Origin of the sequence: Pseudomonas sp. PDNC002, assembly GCF_016919445.1 — a bacterium.
Lineage (GTDB): Bacteria > Pseudomonadota > Gammaproteobacteria > Pseudomonadales > Pseudomonadaceae > Pseudomonas.
On sequence record NZ_CP070356.1, the window covers coordinates 445,100 to 462,549 of the forward strand.

Here is a 17,450-nt window from a genome sequence, read left to right on the forward strand (position 1 = left end):
CGGCGGTTCCCCACTGCCGTCATACCGGTTGCTCGAGCGGAGCTTCTTCGGTGCCGTCGACCGGATCGTCGGCGAACTGACGGGCGTGCAGGCGGGCGTAATAGCCGTTCTGCGCGATCAGCTCGTCGTGGCTGCCGCGTTCGACGATGTGGCCCTGGTCCATCACCAGGATCAGGTCCGCCGCCTCGATGGTGCTCAGGCGGTGGGCGATAACCAGTGTGGTACGGCCTTCCATCACTTTTTCCAGGGCAGCCTGGATGTGCCGCTCGGACTCGGTGTCCAGCGCCGAGGTGGCCTCGTCGAGGATCAGCACCGGGGCGTCCTTGAGCAGCGCGCGGGCAATCGCCAGGCGCTGGCGCTGACCACCGGAGAGCATCACGCCGTTCTCGCCAACCTCGGTGTCGAAGCCCTCGGGCAGGCGGTCGATGAACTCGCGGGCGAAGGCATCGTCGGCGGCCTTTTCCACCGCCTCGCGCGGTTTGCTGGCGAGATCGCCATAGGCGATGTTGTTCAGCACGCTGTCGTTGAACAGGTTGACCTGCTGGGTCACCAGCGCGATGTGCTTGCGCAGGTTACGCAGCCTGTAGTCCTCGACATCCAGGCCATCGAGCAGGATCTGCCCCTCGTTATGGGCATAGAAGCGCGGAATCAGGTTGGCCAGCGTCGACTTGCCGCTGCCGGAACGACCCACCAAGGCCACCATCTGGCCCGGCTCAACACTGAAGTTGAGATCGTTGAGCACCTGCTTCTCGGTGCCGGGGTAGGTGAAGCTGAGGTTCTTCACTTCCAGGCGGCCGCTGACGCGCTCGCGCTCGACGGTGCCGTTATCCACTTCCTGCGGTTGGTCGAGCTGCTCGAAGATGCTTTCCGCACCGGCCACGCCCTTCTGGATGGTCGAGCTGACTTCCGAGAGTTGGCGGATCGGCTTGGGCAGCAGGCCGGCCATGGAGATGTAGGCGACCAGCTCGCCGGCGGTGGCGTCGCCGCGCAGCAGCAGCACGAGGTAGAGCAGCACGGCCATGGCGCTGTAGATCACCAGCTGCAGCATGGGGGTGTAGACCGCGGAGGTCTTGTTCATGCGCAGGTTCTTCTTGGTGTTCTCGCTGCTCACCTTGAGGAAGCGCTTGCTCTCGTAGGGCTCGCCGCCGAAGCTGCGGACCACGCGGTAGCCATGGATGGTTTCTGAGGAGACGTGGGTGACGTCGCCCATGGCCACCTGGATCTTCTTGCTCTGCTTGCGGAACTTGCGGCTGGCGCTAGTCACCATGACGGCGATGATCGGCAGGATCGCCAGCATCACCAGGGTCAGCTTCCAGTTCATGTACAGCAGCGAGGCGAACAGAAACACCACGGTCATGCCTTCGCGAATCACCACCTTGATGGCGTCGGTAGCGGCGCCGGTGACCATGGTCACGTTGAAAGTGATGCGCGAGATCAGGTGTCCGGAGTTGTGCCGGTCGAAATAGCGGTTGGGCAGGGTAAGCAGGTTGTTGAACAGCTCCACCCGCAGGTCATGCACCAGGCCCAGGGAAACCTTGGCCAGAAAATAGTTGCCCAGGAAGGAGCCGACGCCCTGCCAGACCGCGATCAGCACCACCAGCAGGGGCACCGCGTAAAGCAGCTCCAGATCGCGCAGCCAGGCCCAGGGGGCGTCTGGGAAGAGCGCGGCGTCCGGGTTGGTCAGGCCGTCGACGAAGTACTTGAGGATGCCGGCAAGCATCGGCTGGGTGGCCGCGAAGATCAGGAAGCCGACGATGCTCAGTGCAAACAGACCCGCATACGGGCGCACATAGGAGAGCAGGCGGAAGTAGATCTTGACGCTGGACACCGGCTGGGCGCTCCGGGGAGAATCACTCATGAAGTGCAAGCTGCCTTGTCGTAAGAAGACTGCGGATGATACCACCGCCGTCCCACTCCATGTTGCCCCCAGGTCTGACAGTCTCTCCGGATGAATGCCCTCGACGACTCTTCCTATCATTCGCTTGTCGAAGGCGCCGAAGTCATCGAGCGCGACCCGCACGGCGACAAGGTCCTGCACCTGCGCGACGGCAGCTTCCTCAAGCTGTTCCGGCGCAAGCGCCTGCTGTCCACGGCGATCATCTCGCCACCGGAAAAGCGCTTCCTGAACAACTGTGCGGCAATCGCCGCGAAGGGTATCCCCTGCCCGCAGGCGCTGCGCACCTACAATTTCCCTGAGATCGAACGCACCGCGGTGCGCTATGAGCCGCTGCCCGGCCATACGCTGCGCAGCTACATTCCAGCGCAGGAGCCGCAGCGCCAGCTGGAGATCCTCCGCGACGTGGCGGCCTTCATCGCCCAACTGCACGACAAGGGCATCTACTTCCGCTCGCTGCACCTGGGCAACGTCATCCTGACGCCGTCGGGTGCTTACGGATTGATCGATCTTTCCGACCTGCGGACCAGCCCTGCGCCCTTGTCGCGAGCCAAGCGAAAACGTAATTTCAAGCACTTGCTGCGCTACAAGAAGGACATCGCCCTGATCCGAAAACTGGGTCTGGAAGCCTTCTTCGACCACTACAACAAGAATTCGACTACGCCCTTGGATGGCCGGGAGATCGCTTCCGAGTACGACGTTTCCAGGGCGTAAACAGACAATGGGAGCACGGCTCCACCCAGATCAGGGAATGCCCGGAAATGAACGAAACGGTAAAGATCTTCGTCGGATGTGATCCGAACGACTGCGATCTCGAGCAGATGATGGTTCTCGAGTACAGCCTGCGAAAACACGCTTCGCAGCCGGTGGAAATCCACTGGATGCAACTGTCCCGAGACCCCGAAAGCTTCTGGTATTCGCGCCCCGAGGCCGGCGAAGGCTGGCGTAGCGACGACTGGACCACGCCCTTCTCGGGCTTCCGCTGGAGCATTCCGGCGTTCTGCAATTTCGAAGGCCGGGCGATCTACATGGACGCCGACGTGGTGATCCTCAGCGACATCGCCGAACTGTGGAACACCCCCTTCGAGCCGGGCAAGATCGTGATGGCCAAGGGCGGCGAAGAGTCCTGGCGCTTCTGCGTGTCGATGTGGGATTGCGCCGCGACCAAGGGCCACCTGCTGCCGCTGACGGAGATCAAGAGTGATCGCAAGGCCCACCACAAGCTGCGCGACTACTTCCGCGAGCACACCCAGCTGATCCAGGCGTTCGACACCCAGTTCAACAATATCGACGGCGAAGGGCACCCGATCAACGCGATCAAGATCCTGCACTACTCGGATATCGGCACCCAGCTTTCGCACAAGCACTCGTTCAAGCGCCTGGAAAGCAACGGCGAGAAGCACTGGTTCGACGGCGCCGTGTTCGACCACCCGCGCACGGACCTGATCGAGCTGTTCGACAGCTACCTGGCCGAGGCCCTGGCCGCCGGCTATTCGCTGGACACCTACAAGGTGAAGCAGCGCTTCGGCACCATCACCAAGGCATCGCAGAAGAACTACAAGGGCAACGACGTCACCCGTGGCAAGAAGAGCGGCGGACTGTTGAGCCGCCTGTTCGGCCGCTGATCGCGGCGGCCATCACGCCCGGCGTGATGGCCGTTCCCCTCAGGCGCTTCGCTCGACCCGATACTGGGTCGCCACCGCCAGGCAGCCGGCCATCGGCAGCCAGAACCACATCCAGACCAGGTTCGGCGCCGCCACGAAGAAGTGCAGCTCGACGCTCATCACTACCGCCGCCGACACCATCACCGCGAACCACAGGCGCGCGAACTCCGACTGTGCCTTCCAGGCTCCCCAGATGCACGCCGCCATGGCCAGCAGCATGCTGAACAGCCCCACCAGGCCGAATTGGTAAAGCACCTCCAGATAGAGGCTGTGCGGATTGCGCACGATCTGGCCGGTGGACAGCGTGACCTTGCCCAGCTCGGTATGCGAGCCATGGCCGAACCACCAGGCCTCGCCGATGCGCTCGAAGACCACGCGCCAGATCTGATCGCGATGGGTCAGCCCGCGCGAGCCGAATTCGTATGCCACCTGCTCAAAACCGAAGATCAGCACCGCGATGCCGAAAAGCGCGGCGAGACCGACAGCAATGGCGCGCTGGCGACCCTGCGTCATGCACAGCACCAGAACGCCCGCCCCCATCAGGCCAGCCACCCACGCCGAGCGGGCAAAGGTGAAGTACAGGTAGGTGAACAGCACCAGCGAGCAGACCAGCCAGACCGCGCGCATACCCCAGTGGCGGGCGCGCAGCAGTAACCACATGGCAACGATGAAGCAGAACGCGTAGTGCATGCCCGCTTCGATGGTGATGCCGAAGTCGGCGATGCCGGGCACGCCAGAGTCCTTGATGTTCATCATCCGGTAGCCGACGTCGAACTGCCCGAGGAGCGCCTTGTTGGCCAGCGAGAAGCCCGCGAAGGCCGCACCAGCCAAGGCATCGAGCCCCAGCACGAAGAGCCATGGGCGGCTTTCCCGGCCACCCATCACCATCACCACCCAGGTGAAGAACAGGATCACCAGCAACTGCTTCACCGAACTGGGCGAGTCGGTGAGTATCGAGTTGAGCAGCAGCCCCACCCAGAACACCAGGTAGAGCAGGAAGGGCACGGTCGCCAACCGCGCCCGCTCACGGAACAACTGCAGCGACAGGAAGATGATGGCGAGGAAAGCACCCAGACGGATGCTCTTGAGCCAGTCACCGTTCTCCGTAGGCCACCAGAAACGCCCCACTACCAGCATGCTCAGCGTGACGACCGCAAAGGCCAGCCCCACCAGTTTCAACCAATCCGACCGTCTTTCGAGTTGCATAACACCACGCTGGCAAGTCAGTGAGCAGGGGCGGGCTGTGCCACCACCGGGAATTAAAGTTTGATGACGGTGACGCCGGAGGAGCGGGTCCACTCCCGCTCGAAATCCCAGGCATGGCCATCCCAGAATGAGCCGCCCTCGTCGGAGAAGCCCACCAGCACGATCTCGTAGTCGGCCTGCCGCAGGCGTTTCACGTAGTCGAAGAAGGCCACCGCGTAGAAGCCGGTGGACGGGCCGCCGCGGGTGGGCAGCCGCTCGTACGGATACCCCTCCAGCGCCGGGAAAGGCTGGCGCAGCGGTAGGAACGAAGCGCTGCGGTGCGACGCCGGCAGCGACGCCTGGTCACCGCCCAGCAGCACGCTATGGAAGCGCGCGTTGAACCACGGGAACAGGCGCAGCCAGCCCTTGTAGGGGAAGCCGAAATAGCCGCCCTTGCGGTAGTTGTGGCGGTGGATGAAGAGGTTATGCAGCTGTCGGCGCAGCAAGGTGCGGTTGCGGCACTTGTTGAAGCTGACCACCAGATCATCGGGCCCCAGGGCCAGGGCATCGATATGTTCGCGGGTGATCGACGGATTGTTCGCCAACAGGATGATCCGGCGCGATCGCTCGATACGCGCCAGCAGTTCCGGCGACAGGTGTTCCAGTGCTTGTTGGGCGGCCGACAGCATCGGTCTTCAGTCCTTTAACATCGTGGCGATATCGTCTGCCGTGTACAGCTTCGCGATGACCTGGTCGTTGCCGCCCTGCTTGAGATTCTGGCTATACAGGGCGATGTCCTGGGTGCCGGGCACGCTGAGGAAGTGCTCGTCGCTGTCGGAAATCTGCCGTACCGGCACGCCCGCACGCAGCGCATGCCAGTGCAGCCAGATGTCGTCGGCCTTGGGCGTAACCTGCACGAACGCCTCGCCTTCACGCTTGAGGACTTCCTGCAGCACCGCGGGATAGAGCACCCCGGAAACCCCTATGGCGAAGTTGCGCACACTGGCAGCCTTGCCCAGCTGGGTCGCCCAGCCGTGGTAGGGCTGGATCACGCCGGCTTCGATACCGATCCGCTTGGCCATGTAGCACACCACCTGCGCAGGAGTCTGCTCGTGGGCCGCCTGCAGGCCGGCAAGCCAGTCCTCGGGATAGAGCACGTCATCGTCCGCGGTCACCAGCGGCGCGGCGATTCTCTCACCCTGGACGTACGGAAAATACTTCTTGTGCGGCCCGTAATTATTGCAGCGCTTTACTTCCAGCCCACGCGCCTGAAGGCGGCGTAGCGGAGCGGGCAAATCGGCCAGCACCTTCTCCTCGTCCACCCAGAGGATCAGCCGCGAGGGCAGCAGACGTCCGGCGGCGATGGATTCGAGGGTGATGTGCACCTTGCGCAGGCGCGTGGAGTAACTGGTCAGCGACACCACCGGGCCGCCCTGCGCCACCACCTTGTGCGAGGCGAAGCGATTGGCCAGGGCGTACCTGAGCAACAGGCACTTGCGCTGCAGACGGGTGCGGTACTTGCGGACCTTGCGGGCGAGCTTCGAGCCCTCCGAGCGACGCCCCATCAGACGTCCTTCTCCAGCGAATCTCCGCGACCCACGGCGTAGTAGAGCAGGCCGGCGGCGCGCACTTCATCGGGGTTGTACAGGTTGCGACCATCGACGATCACCGGGCGGCGCAGGGTCTTGGCCAGCCAGGCAAAGTCCACGGCGCGGAACTCCTTCCACTCGGTGCAGATCACCAGCACGTCGGCGCCCTCCACCACCGCTTCGCGGCTGCCGACCAGCTCGAGGTCGGCGCGCTCGCCGTACACACGACCGATCTCGTGGGACGCCACCGGATCGTAGGCGCGCACCCGGGCACCGCGCTCCCACAGGGCTTCCATCAGCACACGGCTGGGCGCTTCGCGGATGTCATCGGTATTGGGCTTGAAGGCCAGGCCCCAGACACCCACGGTCAGCCCGGCGAGGTGGCCGTCGAAGGCCTGGTCGAGCTTCTGCACCAGGATGTTCTTCTGCCGGTCGTTGACCTGCTCGACCGCGCGCAGCAATTCGGCGTCGTAGCCGATCTCCTCGGCCGTGCGCGCCAGCGCCTGCACGTCCTTCGGGAAACAGGAGCCGCCGTAGCCGCAGCCGGGGTAGATGAAGTGGTAGCCGATGCGCGGGTCGGAACCGATCCCCAGGCGCACCTGCTCGATATCGGCCCCCACGCGCTCGGCGATGTTGGCGATCTCGTTCATGAAGCTGATCTTGGTCGCCAGCATGGCGTTGGCGGCGTACTTGGTCAGCTCGGAGGCGCGTACGCCCATGAAGAACAGCTTGTCGTGGTTGCGGTTGTACGGGGCGTAGCACTCGCGCATCAGGGTGCGCACGTCTTCCGAATCGGTCCCGACGACGATGCGCGGGCCGCGGGTGAAGTCCTCGATCGCCGCGCCTTCCTTGAGGAATTCGGGGTTCGAGCAGACATCGAAGCGGAAATCGGTGCCGCGCTTGCCCTGCTCATCGAGCACGGCGGCGCGAACCTTGTCGGCGGTGCCGACCGGTACGGTGGACTTGTTCACCACCACCTTGTAGCCGTCGATGTGCTGGCCAATGGTGCGCGCCACGTTGAGCACGTAGGTGAGGTCGGCGGAGCCGTTCTCGTCGGGCGGCGTGCCCACGGCAATGAACAGCAGCGTACCGAAGGCGATGGCATCGGCCGCGTCTTCGGTAAAGCTGATGCGCCCGGCGGCGAGGTTGTTGCGCACCATGACGTCCAGGCCCGGCTCATAGATCGGGATCTGTCCCTGGCACAGCATCTGCGTGCGCTCGCTGTTGGTGTCGACGCAGATCACCTGGTGGCCGGCATCGGCCAGGCAGGCACCGGTCACCAGACCGACGTAACCGCTTCCGAAGATCGTGATTTTCATGCTCAGACCCTGCTGTTGCGAGGTCGCCGCCCGCGCATCACGCGCGGGAGAACAGCGACCCGAGCCGCCGGAACAGGCCCGGACGACTGATTCCTTGGGGATTCGGGTGAGGCAGCGCGAGAACCCGGGAGAACTCCTCGGCGCGCTGGCTCAAGCGATGCCGCTCGAACACCAGGTCATGCCCGGCGCGGGCAATGGCCTCGGCCTGCTGCGGATTGGCCAACAGCTGGCGGTACTTATCCATCAGCTCTTCGAGGGTGTCGTAATGCACTACGTTCTGCATGTCGACCAGACCGAGCAGGTCATCCTCGGTAGGCTGACGCTTGGCGACCAGCACGCAACCACAAGCCATGGCCTCGAAGTTCTTGGCCATGTACTCGTTGAAACCGATGTCCGCACTGAGGAAGAAGCGGATGCGGTTGAGTACCGTCAGGTATTCGTCGGGATTCTCGGTGCGCAGCAGTTGCAACGGCGTCAGCTCGGTCACCTGATCGAGCAGTTCCTTGCGGCGGCCATAGACCTTGCTCTTCACCCGGCCGACGAAGGCCAGGTCGATATCCCGCGGCAGGCCCAGGTCGCTGAGCTGGCGATCGTCGAAGGCCTTGGCGACGAAATGCGCGTTGACGTCCTGCTTGGCGAAATAGGCGCGTACCGACTCGCTGGTGTAGATCACCGGCGCGCCCTGGAGCGAATGGAAGAAACGCAGGAACTTGCCGTAGAACTTACTCTCGCCCATGAACTCCTGGTACGCGTCCTCCTCGTAGTACACCAGCCCTGGCAAGGCGCGCACGCTATCGAAGGCGTGCGCGGCGCGGCGCAGGGGGATGTCGAAGAGGACCCGTTCGTACCCGCTGGTGTCCAGGTTGGCCAGGGTACGCGGCAGGTCGCGGATCTCCTCCTTGCTCAGCTTGATCATCCGCGAACCGGGGTTCAGGGCGATCAGGCCTTCGTAGAGGGTGTCCAGCGAGCGCGCGCGCTCCTGCCGGTTGATGATCAGAACACGCATGCTGGCGCTCCGCCGGTCACTGCACGCCGTCCTTTACCACGAGGATGTCCTGCATGATCAGGTATTGCAGGTCCGATCCGTAGAACATGTTCAGCGCGTCGGTCGGCGAGCAAACCATCGGCTCGCCACGGCGGTTCAGCGAGGTATTGAGCGCCACGCCGTTGCCGGTGAGCTTTTCCAGCTCCTTCATCATGTCGTAGTAGCGCGGGTTGAACTCGCGCTTGAGGACCTGGGCGCGGGAGGTGCCGTCTTCATGGACGACTTCCGGCACGCGGGTCTTCCACTCTTCGTTGACTTCGAAGGTGAAGGTCATGAAAGGCGCCGGGTGGTCGATCTTGAACATCTGCGGGCCGACGGTATCCAGCATCGACGGGCAGAAGGGCCTCCAGCGCTCGCGGAACTTGATCTGCGCGTTGATGCGATCGGCCACGCCGGCAATGCTCGGGCAACCGATGATCGAACGACCGCCGAGGGCGCGCGGACCGAACTCCAGGCGACCCTGGAACCAGGCCACCGGATTGCCTTCGACCAGCACCTTGGCGATGTGCTCGGGCACGTTGTCGATCTTGCGCCATTGCGGCTTGGCTTCGTGGCGGGCGCAGGCGGCGATGACGTCTTCGTTGCTGTATTCCGGGCCGAGGTAGACGTGCTCCATCTTCTCGACCGGCACGCCGCGCTCCCAGGATACGTACGCAGCGGCGCCAACGGCGGTGCCGGCGTCGCTGGCCGCGGGCTGCACGTACAGCTCCTTGACCTCGGGACGGGCGATGATCTTCTGGTTGAGCTTGACGTTCAGCGCGCAGCCGCCGGCGAAGGCGATCTTGCCGGTCTCGCGGATGATGTCGCCCAGGTAGTAATCCATCATCTCCAGCGCCAGCTTCTCGAACAGGGCCTGGATGCTGGCGGCGTAGTGGATGTACGGATCGTCGGCGATGTCGCCTTCACGTTTCGGGCCGAGCCACTCGATCAGCTTGGGCGAGAAGTAGTAGCCCTTGCCCTTTTCCTTGTAGCGACGGAAGCCGATGACGTTGGCGTAGTCGGTGTTGATGATCAGCTCGCCGTTCTCGAACTTGGCGAGGCGGGAGAAATCGTACTTGCTGGCGTCGCCGTAGGGCGCCATGCCCATGACCTTGAACTCGCCGTCGAGCATGTCGAAGCCGAGGTATTCGGTCAGCGCACCGTACAGGCCACCCAGGGAGTCCGGATCGTAGAACTCCTTGATCTTGTGGATCTTGCCGTTCTCGCCGTAGCCGAAGAAGGTGGTGGCGTACTCGCCCTTGCCGTCGATCCCGAGGATCGCCGTCTTCTCCTTGAAGCCCGAGCAGTGGTAGGCGCTGGAGGCGTGGGCCAGGTGGTGCTCGACCGGCTGGATCTTGGTCTTCTTCAGATCGAAGCCGAGCTGCTGCAGGCACCACTGGATGCGCTTGTAGTAGCGGTGGTAGCGGCGGTTGCCGAGCAGGATGGCGTCCAGCGCGCGGTCCGGCGCGTAGGCGTAGCGCTTGGCGTAGTGCCAGCGGGCCTTGTCGAAGATGCTGATGGGGGCGAAGGGAATGGCCACCACGTCAACGTCGGACGGCTTGATGCCAGCCTGCTCCAGGCAGAACTTGGCCGACTCGTAGGGCATGCGGTTCTTCGCGTGCTTGTCGCGGACGAAGCGCTCTTCTTCGACGGCCGCGACCAGCTTGCCGTCGATGTACAGGGCGGCGGAAGGGTCATGGCTTACGGCGCCGGACAGGCCGAGGATGGTCAATGCCACAGGGTCTAGCCTCTTTCATCTGGGCGGGTGCCGGGCACCCGCGGTAAACGTTCGTCGAGCAGCCGGTGCAGTGCGCTGCCCTCTGGCCAGTTGCGCAGGAAGCGCGCACGGTCGCGGGCATAGGCGCGGGCGAAGCTCACTTCTCGCGAGTGGCGCTGCATGGCATCGAGGTCGATCAACGACCACTGCCCGCCTTCGCCCTGCTCCTGCCAGAACAGGTTGTGCCCTTTCAGGTCGCCGTGGCTGATGCGCTCGCGCACCAGCGCCGCGAACAGTCTGTCCAGGGCCACAAGATCCGTTTCCGGCGGCAGGCCGCCCCCCTCCGGTTGATCCAGGTAGGGTTTGAAACGGGCGATTATATCCTGACCCGCCAGGTAATCGGTAATCAGGAAGGCCGGGCCGCGCAGCCACAGCCAGCGGCGCTCGATGACCGCCAGCGGCCTTGGCGTGGCGATGCCGAGGAAGTCCAGGCGGTTGCCCTCGCGCCAGGAGGCCCAGGCGCGGCTCGGGCGCCAGAAACGCTTGAACCAGTGCAGCAGGTTCTTGATGTTGTAACGCTTGATGACCAGCGGCCGGCCGTTCACCTCGACCTTGGCGACTGTCGCCGCACCGCCGGTCTTGTAAATATGGCCCTTGGCAATGAAGGCGTCAGGGTCGGCCAGCAGCGGCTGCAGGCCTTCCTCCTGCTCGCGGCGCACCGCGCGCAGGCCGAACGGCCCCTTGAACACGCTGAACAGACTGCAATCGCGGGCGATCTTCTTCATCAGGTCGCCGACGCGCCAGCGTCGAACCTTGGCGATTTCCTTCTGCAGGGCTTCCAGCGGCAGCGCGTGCTCGCCATTGGCCAGCAGGTAGTGGATCAGCAGCTCTTCGAGGAAAGGATCGAGACTGGCCGGCAACTGGGCGAAGAACACGCCGAGGTTCTCCAGCACGTGCTTGCGCGACAACGGCTGGCCGGGCGTCTCGGCACGGATGCCGGCGCCATCGATGAGGTACAGCTTGCCGTCATGGCGCAGCAGGTTGTCCAGGTGCAGGTCTTCCTGCCACAAGCCCTTGGCGTGCAACTGGGCGATGGCGGTCAGCGCCTCGGCAATGACCACGGTCTGCCCGTCGGACAGCAGTGGCTCGCCCTCCACGGCGCGCCAGGCGTCCCACAGGCTCTGGGCGTTGTCGAGGAACTCGAAGAGCAACCAGCCGCCCTCGCCGTCCTTGAGGCCGTCGGCCAGCAACGCCGGCGTGGTCAGGCCCTGCTCGGCCAGCAGACGCACACCTTCGCGCTCGCGCTGAAAGTGCCGGGCGGCCTTGCCGCCAACCAGCAGCTTGGCCAGCACCGGGCGGCCGCGCCAATTGGCCGCACCGACATAGCGCTGGCCGGGCAGTACGCGCAACAGGCTGTCCAGGCGCAATTCGGCCGCACCGGCGCCATCCTCCAGCTCGATGCGCAGGGGCAGCGATGGCGTGCGACCGGTATCGCGCAGGGCGGACAACCTCATGCGCGGTTTTCCTTCTTCTTGCGGCGCGCGCCCAGGCGGCGATACCAGTCGTCGACCTCCGGACCACTGGACGCCGTACCGAGATAGGCCGCCAGCAGGTTGCGCACGTCGGTCTCGTTCCAGTCCGGCGCGCGGCGCAGCAGCGGCTCCAGATCGCGCACGCGGTCGCGTTGGCCGAACCACAGCGGGCGGGTCTTCTCCAGGTCGATCAGGGTCGCCTCGAAGGCGTCGTCGGTCTCGCGCAGGAAAATGTGCTTGGGATAGAAGCAACCGTGCATCTGCCCGGCCTCGTGCAGGCGGCGGGCAAGCATGCCGCACGCGCGCAGGATCGCCTGGCGACGCTCGGCGGGCAGGTTCGACCAGCCCTGCAGCAGGCTGTCCAGGTCACGCCAGCCTTCCAGGGCGCGGGTCATCAGGATCGCCCGGCGCTCGCCGCCCACCTGCCGCGCGCCGAAGAAGGCCGCCTGCATCGAGGGAATGCCGAGCTGGTGGTAGCGCTGGATGTTGCGGAACTCGCGGCTGAAGGTCGGCTCACCGAGCGGGCGCTTCAGGCTGCGCGTCAGGTGGTTGCTCTGCCGCTTGAGGTAGTAGGCGGTGCCATCCAGCTCCAGACGGTAGACGCTGCTCCAGCCACCACGCTCGGTGTTGGGCTCGTCCACGGCCTCCAGCTGCAGGTCCCACAGGGCATCGAAATCGGCCAGGGCGTTGCGTTCGAGCAGGGCCTGGTCGTCGCTGGCGATGAAATCCTTCACTCGCGTCCCTCGAAGAAATGAACGATGTGGCGGATGCGCTTCTTGTCCGAAGCGTTCAGGCGCTCGCGCCGACGGTACAACAGGTAGAAGCGCAGCCGCTGGGTAGCGGACAGCTGGCGCTTGGCGACCTTGTCGAGGGTCGCCAGGTCCTTGGTGATGCGGTAGCGCAGCATGAAGCCGATCCAGAAGTCGCCGATGGGGCAATCGATGAAGTACACCGTGCCCTCGCCATCGACCAGGACGTTGCGCCACTTCAGGTCGTTGTGGGTGAAGTGGTGGTCATGCATGGTCCGTGTGTAGCTGGCCAGTTGGCGCATGACGTGCTCGACCCAGGCACGATCCTTCAGACGCGGGTCGCGCTTCTTCGCCAGATGGGCCAGGTCAACGGTATCCACCAGCTCGCGCGTGATCAGCGCGCCACGCTTGAGCGCGCCATGCTCTCGCTCCAGGCCATGGGCAACCACGTCGGCGGTGGGAATGCCCCATTTGGCGAACTGCTTGAGGTTCTGCCACTCGGCCTTCACGCGCGGACGCGACAGGTAACGCCGAAAGCCCTTGCCCGGCTTGCGATAGCGTTTGACGTAGTAGCGCACACCGTCGCGCTCCACGCGTACGACGTCGGACATCGCATCCTTGGTGATGCGCTCGCCTTCGAGGGCGAACACGGCATCCAGGCTGCCGAAATCGGCGGCGAGATGCTGGTAGTCGGCTTCGAGTACCCAGCCGGCCATCAGAGCAGGTCTCCGTATCGTTGTTTGCGGTCGTAGAGCTTGGCCGCCTTGCGCTCCATCCACGCCAGCAGCGCGGCTTCTTCGCGGAGGATGTCACGCAGGGGCCGCTGGAAGTAACCGCGCAGGAAACGCAGTTTGTCACGGCGTGTGAGGCCGATATCCAGCGCGGAGAAATACAGCGCCGCGAGGTCCTTGTTGCGCCAGCGGCGCGGCGTGGCGGCACGGGTCTGGGCGCGGTGCAGGTCGATCACCGACAGGCGCAGGTCGTCAGCGCTCACCGGGCGATCGGTATGCAGGAGGAAGTGGCAGATGTAGCAATCGCGGTGGTTCACGCCAGCGCGGTGCATGGTGCCGACCATCTTCGCCACCTCGGCGATCAGCGCGCGCTTGAGGCGCGGCTCGGGCGGCGTCTGCAGCCAATCGAGGGAGAAGACTTCCAGGTCGATGGTCGGCGCCAGTTCCTCGGTGACGATGAACGAATGCTGGCTGGCCGGATTGCCGCCGCGCTCGCCGTAGGCCACCGAGGTCATGGTCGCTACACCAGCCTGGTGCAGGCGCTCCAGGGCGCGCTGCTCCTGGCCCGCGCCAAGCACCGGGAGCTTGGCGCTGAACAGGTTTTTGACGATCTCGCCCCAGCCGATGCCACGGTGAATCTTGACGAAGAATCCGCGCCCGTCGACTTCGGTGCGCAGCGTGCGGCGGCCTTCCAACTCGCGGTAGACCTTGCCCTGCAGGCGCTCGACTTCGGCGAACGGGTCCTTGCCGGCCCAGAGGGTCTTGAAGGGCTCGTGCAGTTCGAGCTTCATGCGCGCTCCCGCAGGATCACATCCGCCGCGTGCTGCGGCATGCTGTAGAGGTCAGCGGTGTCGGCGAAGGCCAGGCCGTTGCGCGACCAGTCGGCGCGCGCGGCATCGTCTTCCAGCATGTCCTGGAGCATGGTGTTCAGACGTTCCTGCTCGAAGGGCGACGGCACCACGCGGCCGGCTTTTGCCTCGTCGATGTAGTGCGCATAGCCGCAGACGTCGGTGACCAGCACCGGCAGCCCCGCCACCAGCGCCTCCAGCAACACCGTGCCGGTGTTTTCGTTGTACGCAGGGTGAATCAGCAGGTCGGCGCCTAGCAGGAAGCGCGGGATATCGCTGCGCCCCTTGAGAATCTGCACGTTGTCCGACAGGCCCAGCGCCTTCACTTGCAGCAGGAAGGGCTTGGGATCGTCCTGGCCGATGGCGATCAGGCGGGTGCGCTTGCGCAGCGAGCGCGGCAGCGCGGCCAGCGCCTTGAGGCTGCGGTCCAGGCCCTTGGTCTTGAAGCCCGAACCGATCTGCACCAGCAGCAGGTCATCGTCGCCCAGCTTGAACTCGCGGCGGAACTCGGCGCGGATTTCGGCGGCATTGGCCGGTGCGCGGCGGTCCTGGGCGATGCCCGGCGGCAACAGGTGGAAGCGTGCCTCAGGGGTGCGGTAATGCTTGATGAACAGCGGCTGCTGGACTTCGGAGATCATCAGGATCTCGGTCTTGGACTCCGGCGCGAACACCGCGCGCTCGTAGTCGGCGAAATGCTTGTAGCGACCCCAGCGGCGGTAGAAGGAATTGCGCAGGGTCTGCGCCTTGTCCTCGAAGCAGCCGTCGGCGGCGTAGTACACATCCAGGCCCGGCATCTTGTTGAAGCCGATCACCCGGTCCACCGGATCGCGGGCGAGGTCCGCCTCCAGCCAGGCGCTGAACTTCTCGTTGCGGCGATGGTTGAACAGCGACTTCACCGGTGCCACGCGCACGTCGAAACCGGGCGGCACTTCGCCTTCCCAGATCGGTGTGTAGACGCGGATGGAGTGGCCACGTTTCTGGCATTCCAGGGCGATGCGCATGAAGTCGCGTTGCAGCCCGCCGAACGGGAAGTATTTGTAGAGGACGAAAGCCAGGGTCATCGAAGCGTCTCCGGGGCCAGCAGCAGTGCCTCCAGCTGGATTGCCACGCGCTGCGGATTCAGGCGCGTGAAGCACAGAGGCTGTTCATGCCGCAGGTCGAACTGGCGCTTGTCTTCGGCCGTCGGCTGGTAGGTGCAGGTCTTCTGCAGGCAGGGCGCGCACGAGGGCCAGTCACTGGCCAGGTGAACCTGCGAGCGCCCGTAGGCGCCGGTCAGACCGGGATTGGTCGGGCCGAACAGCGACAGCGTCGGCACATCCAGCGCAGCGGCCAGGTGTCCGAGCCCAGTGTCGACCGCCACGCAGGCGGAAGCACCGGCCAGCACCTTGGCCATGCCTGCGAGGCTTAACTTGGGGAGCACCGAGGCGTTTTCCAAGCCTTCGGCCAGCCGTTCGGCGCGTTGCCGCTCGGCATCGTTGCCCCAGGGCAGGCGGACTTTCCAGCCGCGCTCGCCCATGCGCTGAGCCAGCTCGCGCCAGTAGATCTCGGGCCAGTGCTTGGTCACCCAGGTGGTGCCATGCAGGAACACCAGATAGGGCTCGGTCTCCACCGCATCCAGCAGGCGATTGCGGTCCAGACCGTAATCGCCGGTGCCGGCGGGCAGCGGATAGTCCAGCGCCTGGGCGAACAGCTGGCGCACGCGCTCGACGGCGTGCTGGCCCCAGGCGACCGGGTAGGTGCGGTTATAGAAGCGGCTGGCGGCCGGCTCGCGCGCGGACTCCTTGTCCAGTCCAGCGATCGGCGTACGGCGGCGCGCGTAGCGGGTCAGCCAGGCGCTCTTGAGCAGGCCCTGGGCGTCGATCACCAGGTCGTAGTCGACCTCTTTCAGGCGACGCTTGAAGCGGCTCCACTCGCCGCTCTTGATCGTCTGCCAGAGATTCTTGCGCCAGCGGCGAATGGCCACCGGGATCACCTGGGCCACGGCCGGATGCCAGGCGGGAATCTCGGCGAAGCCTTCTTCCACCACCCAGTCGAACTGGATGCCGGGAATGGCGCGGGCGGCGTCGGTCAACGCCGGTAGGGTATGGATGACATCGCCCAGGGACGAGGTCTTGATCAGCAGCACCCTCATTCCGCGCTATCCACATCCACCGGGTCGGCGACCAGTCGGTCCAGCGCTTCGATCACCGGGCGTGGCTTGAGCTCGCGCAGGCAGTTGTAGTGGCCGAAGCGGCACACACGGTCGAAGCAGGGGCTGCACTCCAGGCCGAGGCGGACGATCTCCACCTGATCAGCCAGCGGCGGCGTGAACTGCGGCGAGGTGGAGCCGTAGACCGCCACCAGCGGGCGGTTCAGCGCGGCGGCCACGTGCATCAGGCCGGAATCGTTGGTGACCACGGCGCCGGCGCAGGACATCAGGTCGATGGCCTCGGACAGGGCAGTCTCGCCCGCCAGATTGACCGACTCTTCGCGCAGCCCCGGAATCAGGCGCATGCGGATGTCTTCGCCGCCGGGGTGGTCATTCTTCGAGCCGAAGATCCATACCTGCCAACCGGCGCGGATCTTCACCTCGGCGACCTTGGCGTAGTACTCGGCCGGCCAGCGCTTGGCCTCGCCGAACTCGGCGCCCGGGCACAGCGCCAGCACGGGGCGGTCCAGGCTCAGACCGAACTTGGCCAGCGCGGCCTCGCGACTCTGCGGATCGATGGCCAGGCGCGGCTGTGGATAAGGCTGCGGCAGCTCGGCACCCGGCTCGAAAGCCAGGGCCATGAAGCGCTCGATCATCAGCGGGTAACGCTCTTTATCCAGCGCGCGGATGTCGTTGAGCAGGCCGTAGCGCATCTCGCCCTTCCAGCCGGTGCGCTTGGGAATGCCGGCGAAATACGGCACCAGCGCCGACTTGAGCGAGTTGGGCAGGAGGATCGCCTGGTCGTACTGGCCCTTGAGGGTCTTGCCAATACGGCGGCGCGAGGCGATGTCCAGCACGCCGTGGCCGAGCGGGAAGCTCAAGGCCTGGCGTACTTCGGGCATGCGCTCGAGGATCGGCCGGCTCCAGTCGGGCGCCAGCACGTCGATCACGCAGTCCGGATGCCGTTGCTTCAGACACTGGAAGAGTGTCTGCGCCATCACCATGTCGCCCACCCAGGAGGGGCCTACGATCAGAATTCTCATGCCTTTTCCAGAAACGACCGGGGAGGC

The 17,450-nt window shown here is 64.9% G+C and carries 16 protein-coding genes; 2 read left to right on the top strand and 14 right to left on the bottom strand.

What is annotated here, in order from left to right; genetic code table 11:
• Positions 1 to 19: 19 nt before the first annotated feature.
• Positions 20 to 1,858: a lipid A export permease/ATP-binding protein MsbA gene (gene msbA, locus JVX91_RS02125; RefSeq protein ID WP_205337809.1), complete on the bottom strand. Its 1,839-nt coding sequence runs from the start codon at positions 1,856 to 1,858 to the stop codon at positions 20 to 22.
• A gap of 90 nt (positions 1,859 to 1,948) precedes the next feature.
• Here msbA and JVX91_RS02130 point away from each other — a divergent pair, with 90 nt between their 5' ends.
• Both JVX91_RS02130 and JVX91_RS02135 read left to right on the top strand, forming a co-directional pair.
• Positions 1,949 to 2,608: a phosphotransferase gene (locus JVX91_RS02130; protein ID WP_205337810.1), complete on the top strand. Its 660-nt coding sequence runs from the start codon at positions 1,949 to 1,951 to the stop codon at positions 2,606 to 2,608.
• 47 nt (positions 2,609 to 2,655) lie between these two features.
• Positions 2,656 to 3,519: a glycosyltransferase gene (locus JVX91_RS02135; RefSeq protein ID WP_205337811.1), complete on the top strand. Its 864-nt coding sequence runs from the start codon at positions 2,656 to 2,658 to the stop codon at positions 3,517 to 3,519.
• A 39-nt stretch (positions 3,520 to 3,558) separates the two neighbouring features.
• Here the strand turns inward: JVX91_RS02135 and JVX91_RS02140 are convergent, their stop codons facing one another.
• The 13 genes from JVX91_RS02140 to waaF are packed head-to-tail and all read right to left on the bottom strand — an operon-like array spanning position 3,559 to position 17,423.
• On the bottom strand, positions 3,559 to 4,764 hold the full coding sequence (locus JVX91_RS02140) for an O-antigen ligase family protein (protein WP_205337812.1): 1,206 nt from the start codon (positions 4,762 to 4,764) through the stop codon (positions 3,559 to 3,561).
• A gap of 53 nt (positions 4,765 to 4,817) precedes the next feature.
• A complete protein-coding gene (locus tag JVX91_RS02145; RefSeq protein WP_205337813.1) occupies positions 4,818 to 5,432 on the bottom strand; it encodes a hypothetical protein in 615 nt (204 codons plus the stop codon).
• A 6-nt stretch (positions 5,433 to 5,438) separates the two neighbouring features.
• Positions 5,439 to 6,308, bottom strand: coding sequence for a hypothetical protein (locus tag JVX91_RS02150; protein WP_240201690.1), 870 nt, complete (start codon positions 6,306 to 6,308; stop codon positions 5,439 to 5,441).
• Positions 6,308 to 7,651, bottom strand: a complete 1,344-nt coding sequence (locus JVX91_RS02155) for a UDP-glucose/GDP-mannose dehydrogenase family protein (RefSeq protein WP_205337814.1) — start codon at positions 7,649 to 7,651, stop codon at positions 6,308 to 6,310. The genes JVX91_RS02150 and JVX91_RS02155 overlap by 1 nt, the downstream gene beginning before the upstream one ends.
• 37 nt (positions 7,652 to 7,688) lie before the next feature.
• Entirely contained in the window at positions 7,689 to 8,657 is a 969-nt protein-coding gene (locus tag JVX91_RS02160; protein WP_205337815.1) for a glycosyltransferase, read from the bottom strand.
• A 16-nt stretch (positions 8,658 to 8,673) separates the two neighbouring features.
• Complete coding sequence (locus JVX91_RS02165) at positions 8,674 to 10,413, bottom strand: carbamoyltransferase (protein WP_205337816.1); 1,740 nt, start codon at positions 10,411 to 10,413, stop codon at positions 8,674 to 8,676.
• Between the two features lie 5 nt (positions 10,414 to 10,418).
• The gene (locus JVX91_RS02170; RefSeq protein WP_205337817.1) at positions 10,419 to 11,906 is read right to left on the bottom strand and encodes a lipopolysaccharide kinase InaA family protein; all 1,488 of its coding nucleotides are present in this window, start codon (positions 11,904 to 11,906) and stop codon (positions 10,419 to 10,421) included.
• Complete coding sequence (locus tag JVX91_RS02175; RefSeq protein WP_205337818.1) at positions 11,903 to 12,658, bottom strand: lipopolysaccharide kinase InaA family protein; 756 nt, start codon at positions 12,656 to 12,658, stop codon at positions 11,903 to 11,905. Before JVX91_RS02175 ends, JVX91_RS02170 begins: the two co-directional genes overlap by 4 nt.
• Positions 12,655 to 13,389 (bottom strand): lipopolysaccharide kinase InaA family protein, encoded by a 735-nt coding sequence (locus JVX91_RS02180; protein WP_205337819.1) that lies wholly within the window; start codon positions 13,387 to 13,389, stop codon positions 12,655 to 12,657. The genes JVX91_RS02175 and JVX91_RS02180 overlap by 4 nt, the downstream gene beginning before the upstream one ends.
• On the bottom strand, positions 13,389 to 14,195 hold the full coding sequence (rfaP, locus tag JVX91_RS02185; RefSeq protein ID WP_205337820.1) for a lipopolysaccharide core heptose(I) kinase RfaP: 807 nt from the start codon (positions 14,193 to 14,195) through the stop codon (positions 13,389 to 13,391). Before rfaP ends, JVX91_RS02180 begins: the two co-directional genes overlap by 1 nt.
• Positions 14,192 to 15,313, bottom strand: coding sequence for a glycosyltransferase family 4 protein (locus tag JVX91_RS02190; protein ID WP_205337821.1), 1,122 nt, complete (start codon positions 15,311 to 15,313; stop codon positions 14,192 to 14,194). Before JVX91_RS02190 ends, rfaP begins: the two co-directional genes overlap by 4 nt.
• Positions 15,310 to 16,383: a lipopolysaccharide heptosyltransferase I gene (gene waaC, locus JVX91_RS02195; protein WP_205337822.1), complete on the bottom strand. Its 1,074-nt coding sequence runs from the start codon at positions 16,381 to 16,383 to the stop codon at positions 15,310 to 15,312. Before waaC ends, JVX91_RS02190 begins: the two co-directional genes overlap by 4 nt.
• Positions 16,380 to 17,423: a lipopolysaccharide heptosyltransferase II gene (gene waaF, locus JVX91_RS02200; RefSeq protein ID WP_205337823.1), complete on the bottom strand. Its 1,044-nt coding sequence runs from the start codon at positions 17,421 to 17,423 to the stop codon at positions 16,380 to 16,382. The genes waaC and waaF overlap by 4 nt, the downstream gene beginning before the upstream one ends.
• Positions 17,424 to 17,450 lie beyond the last annotated feature (27 nt).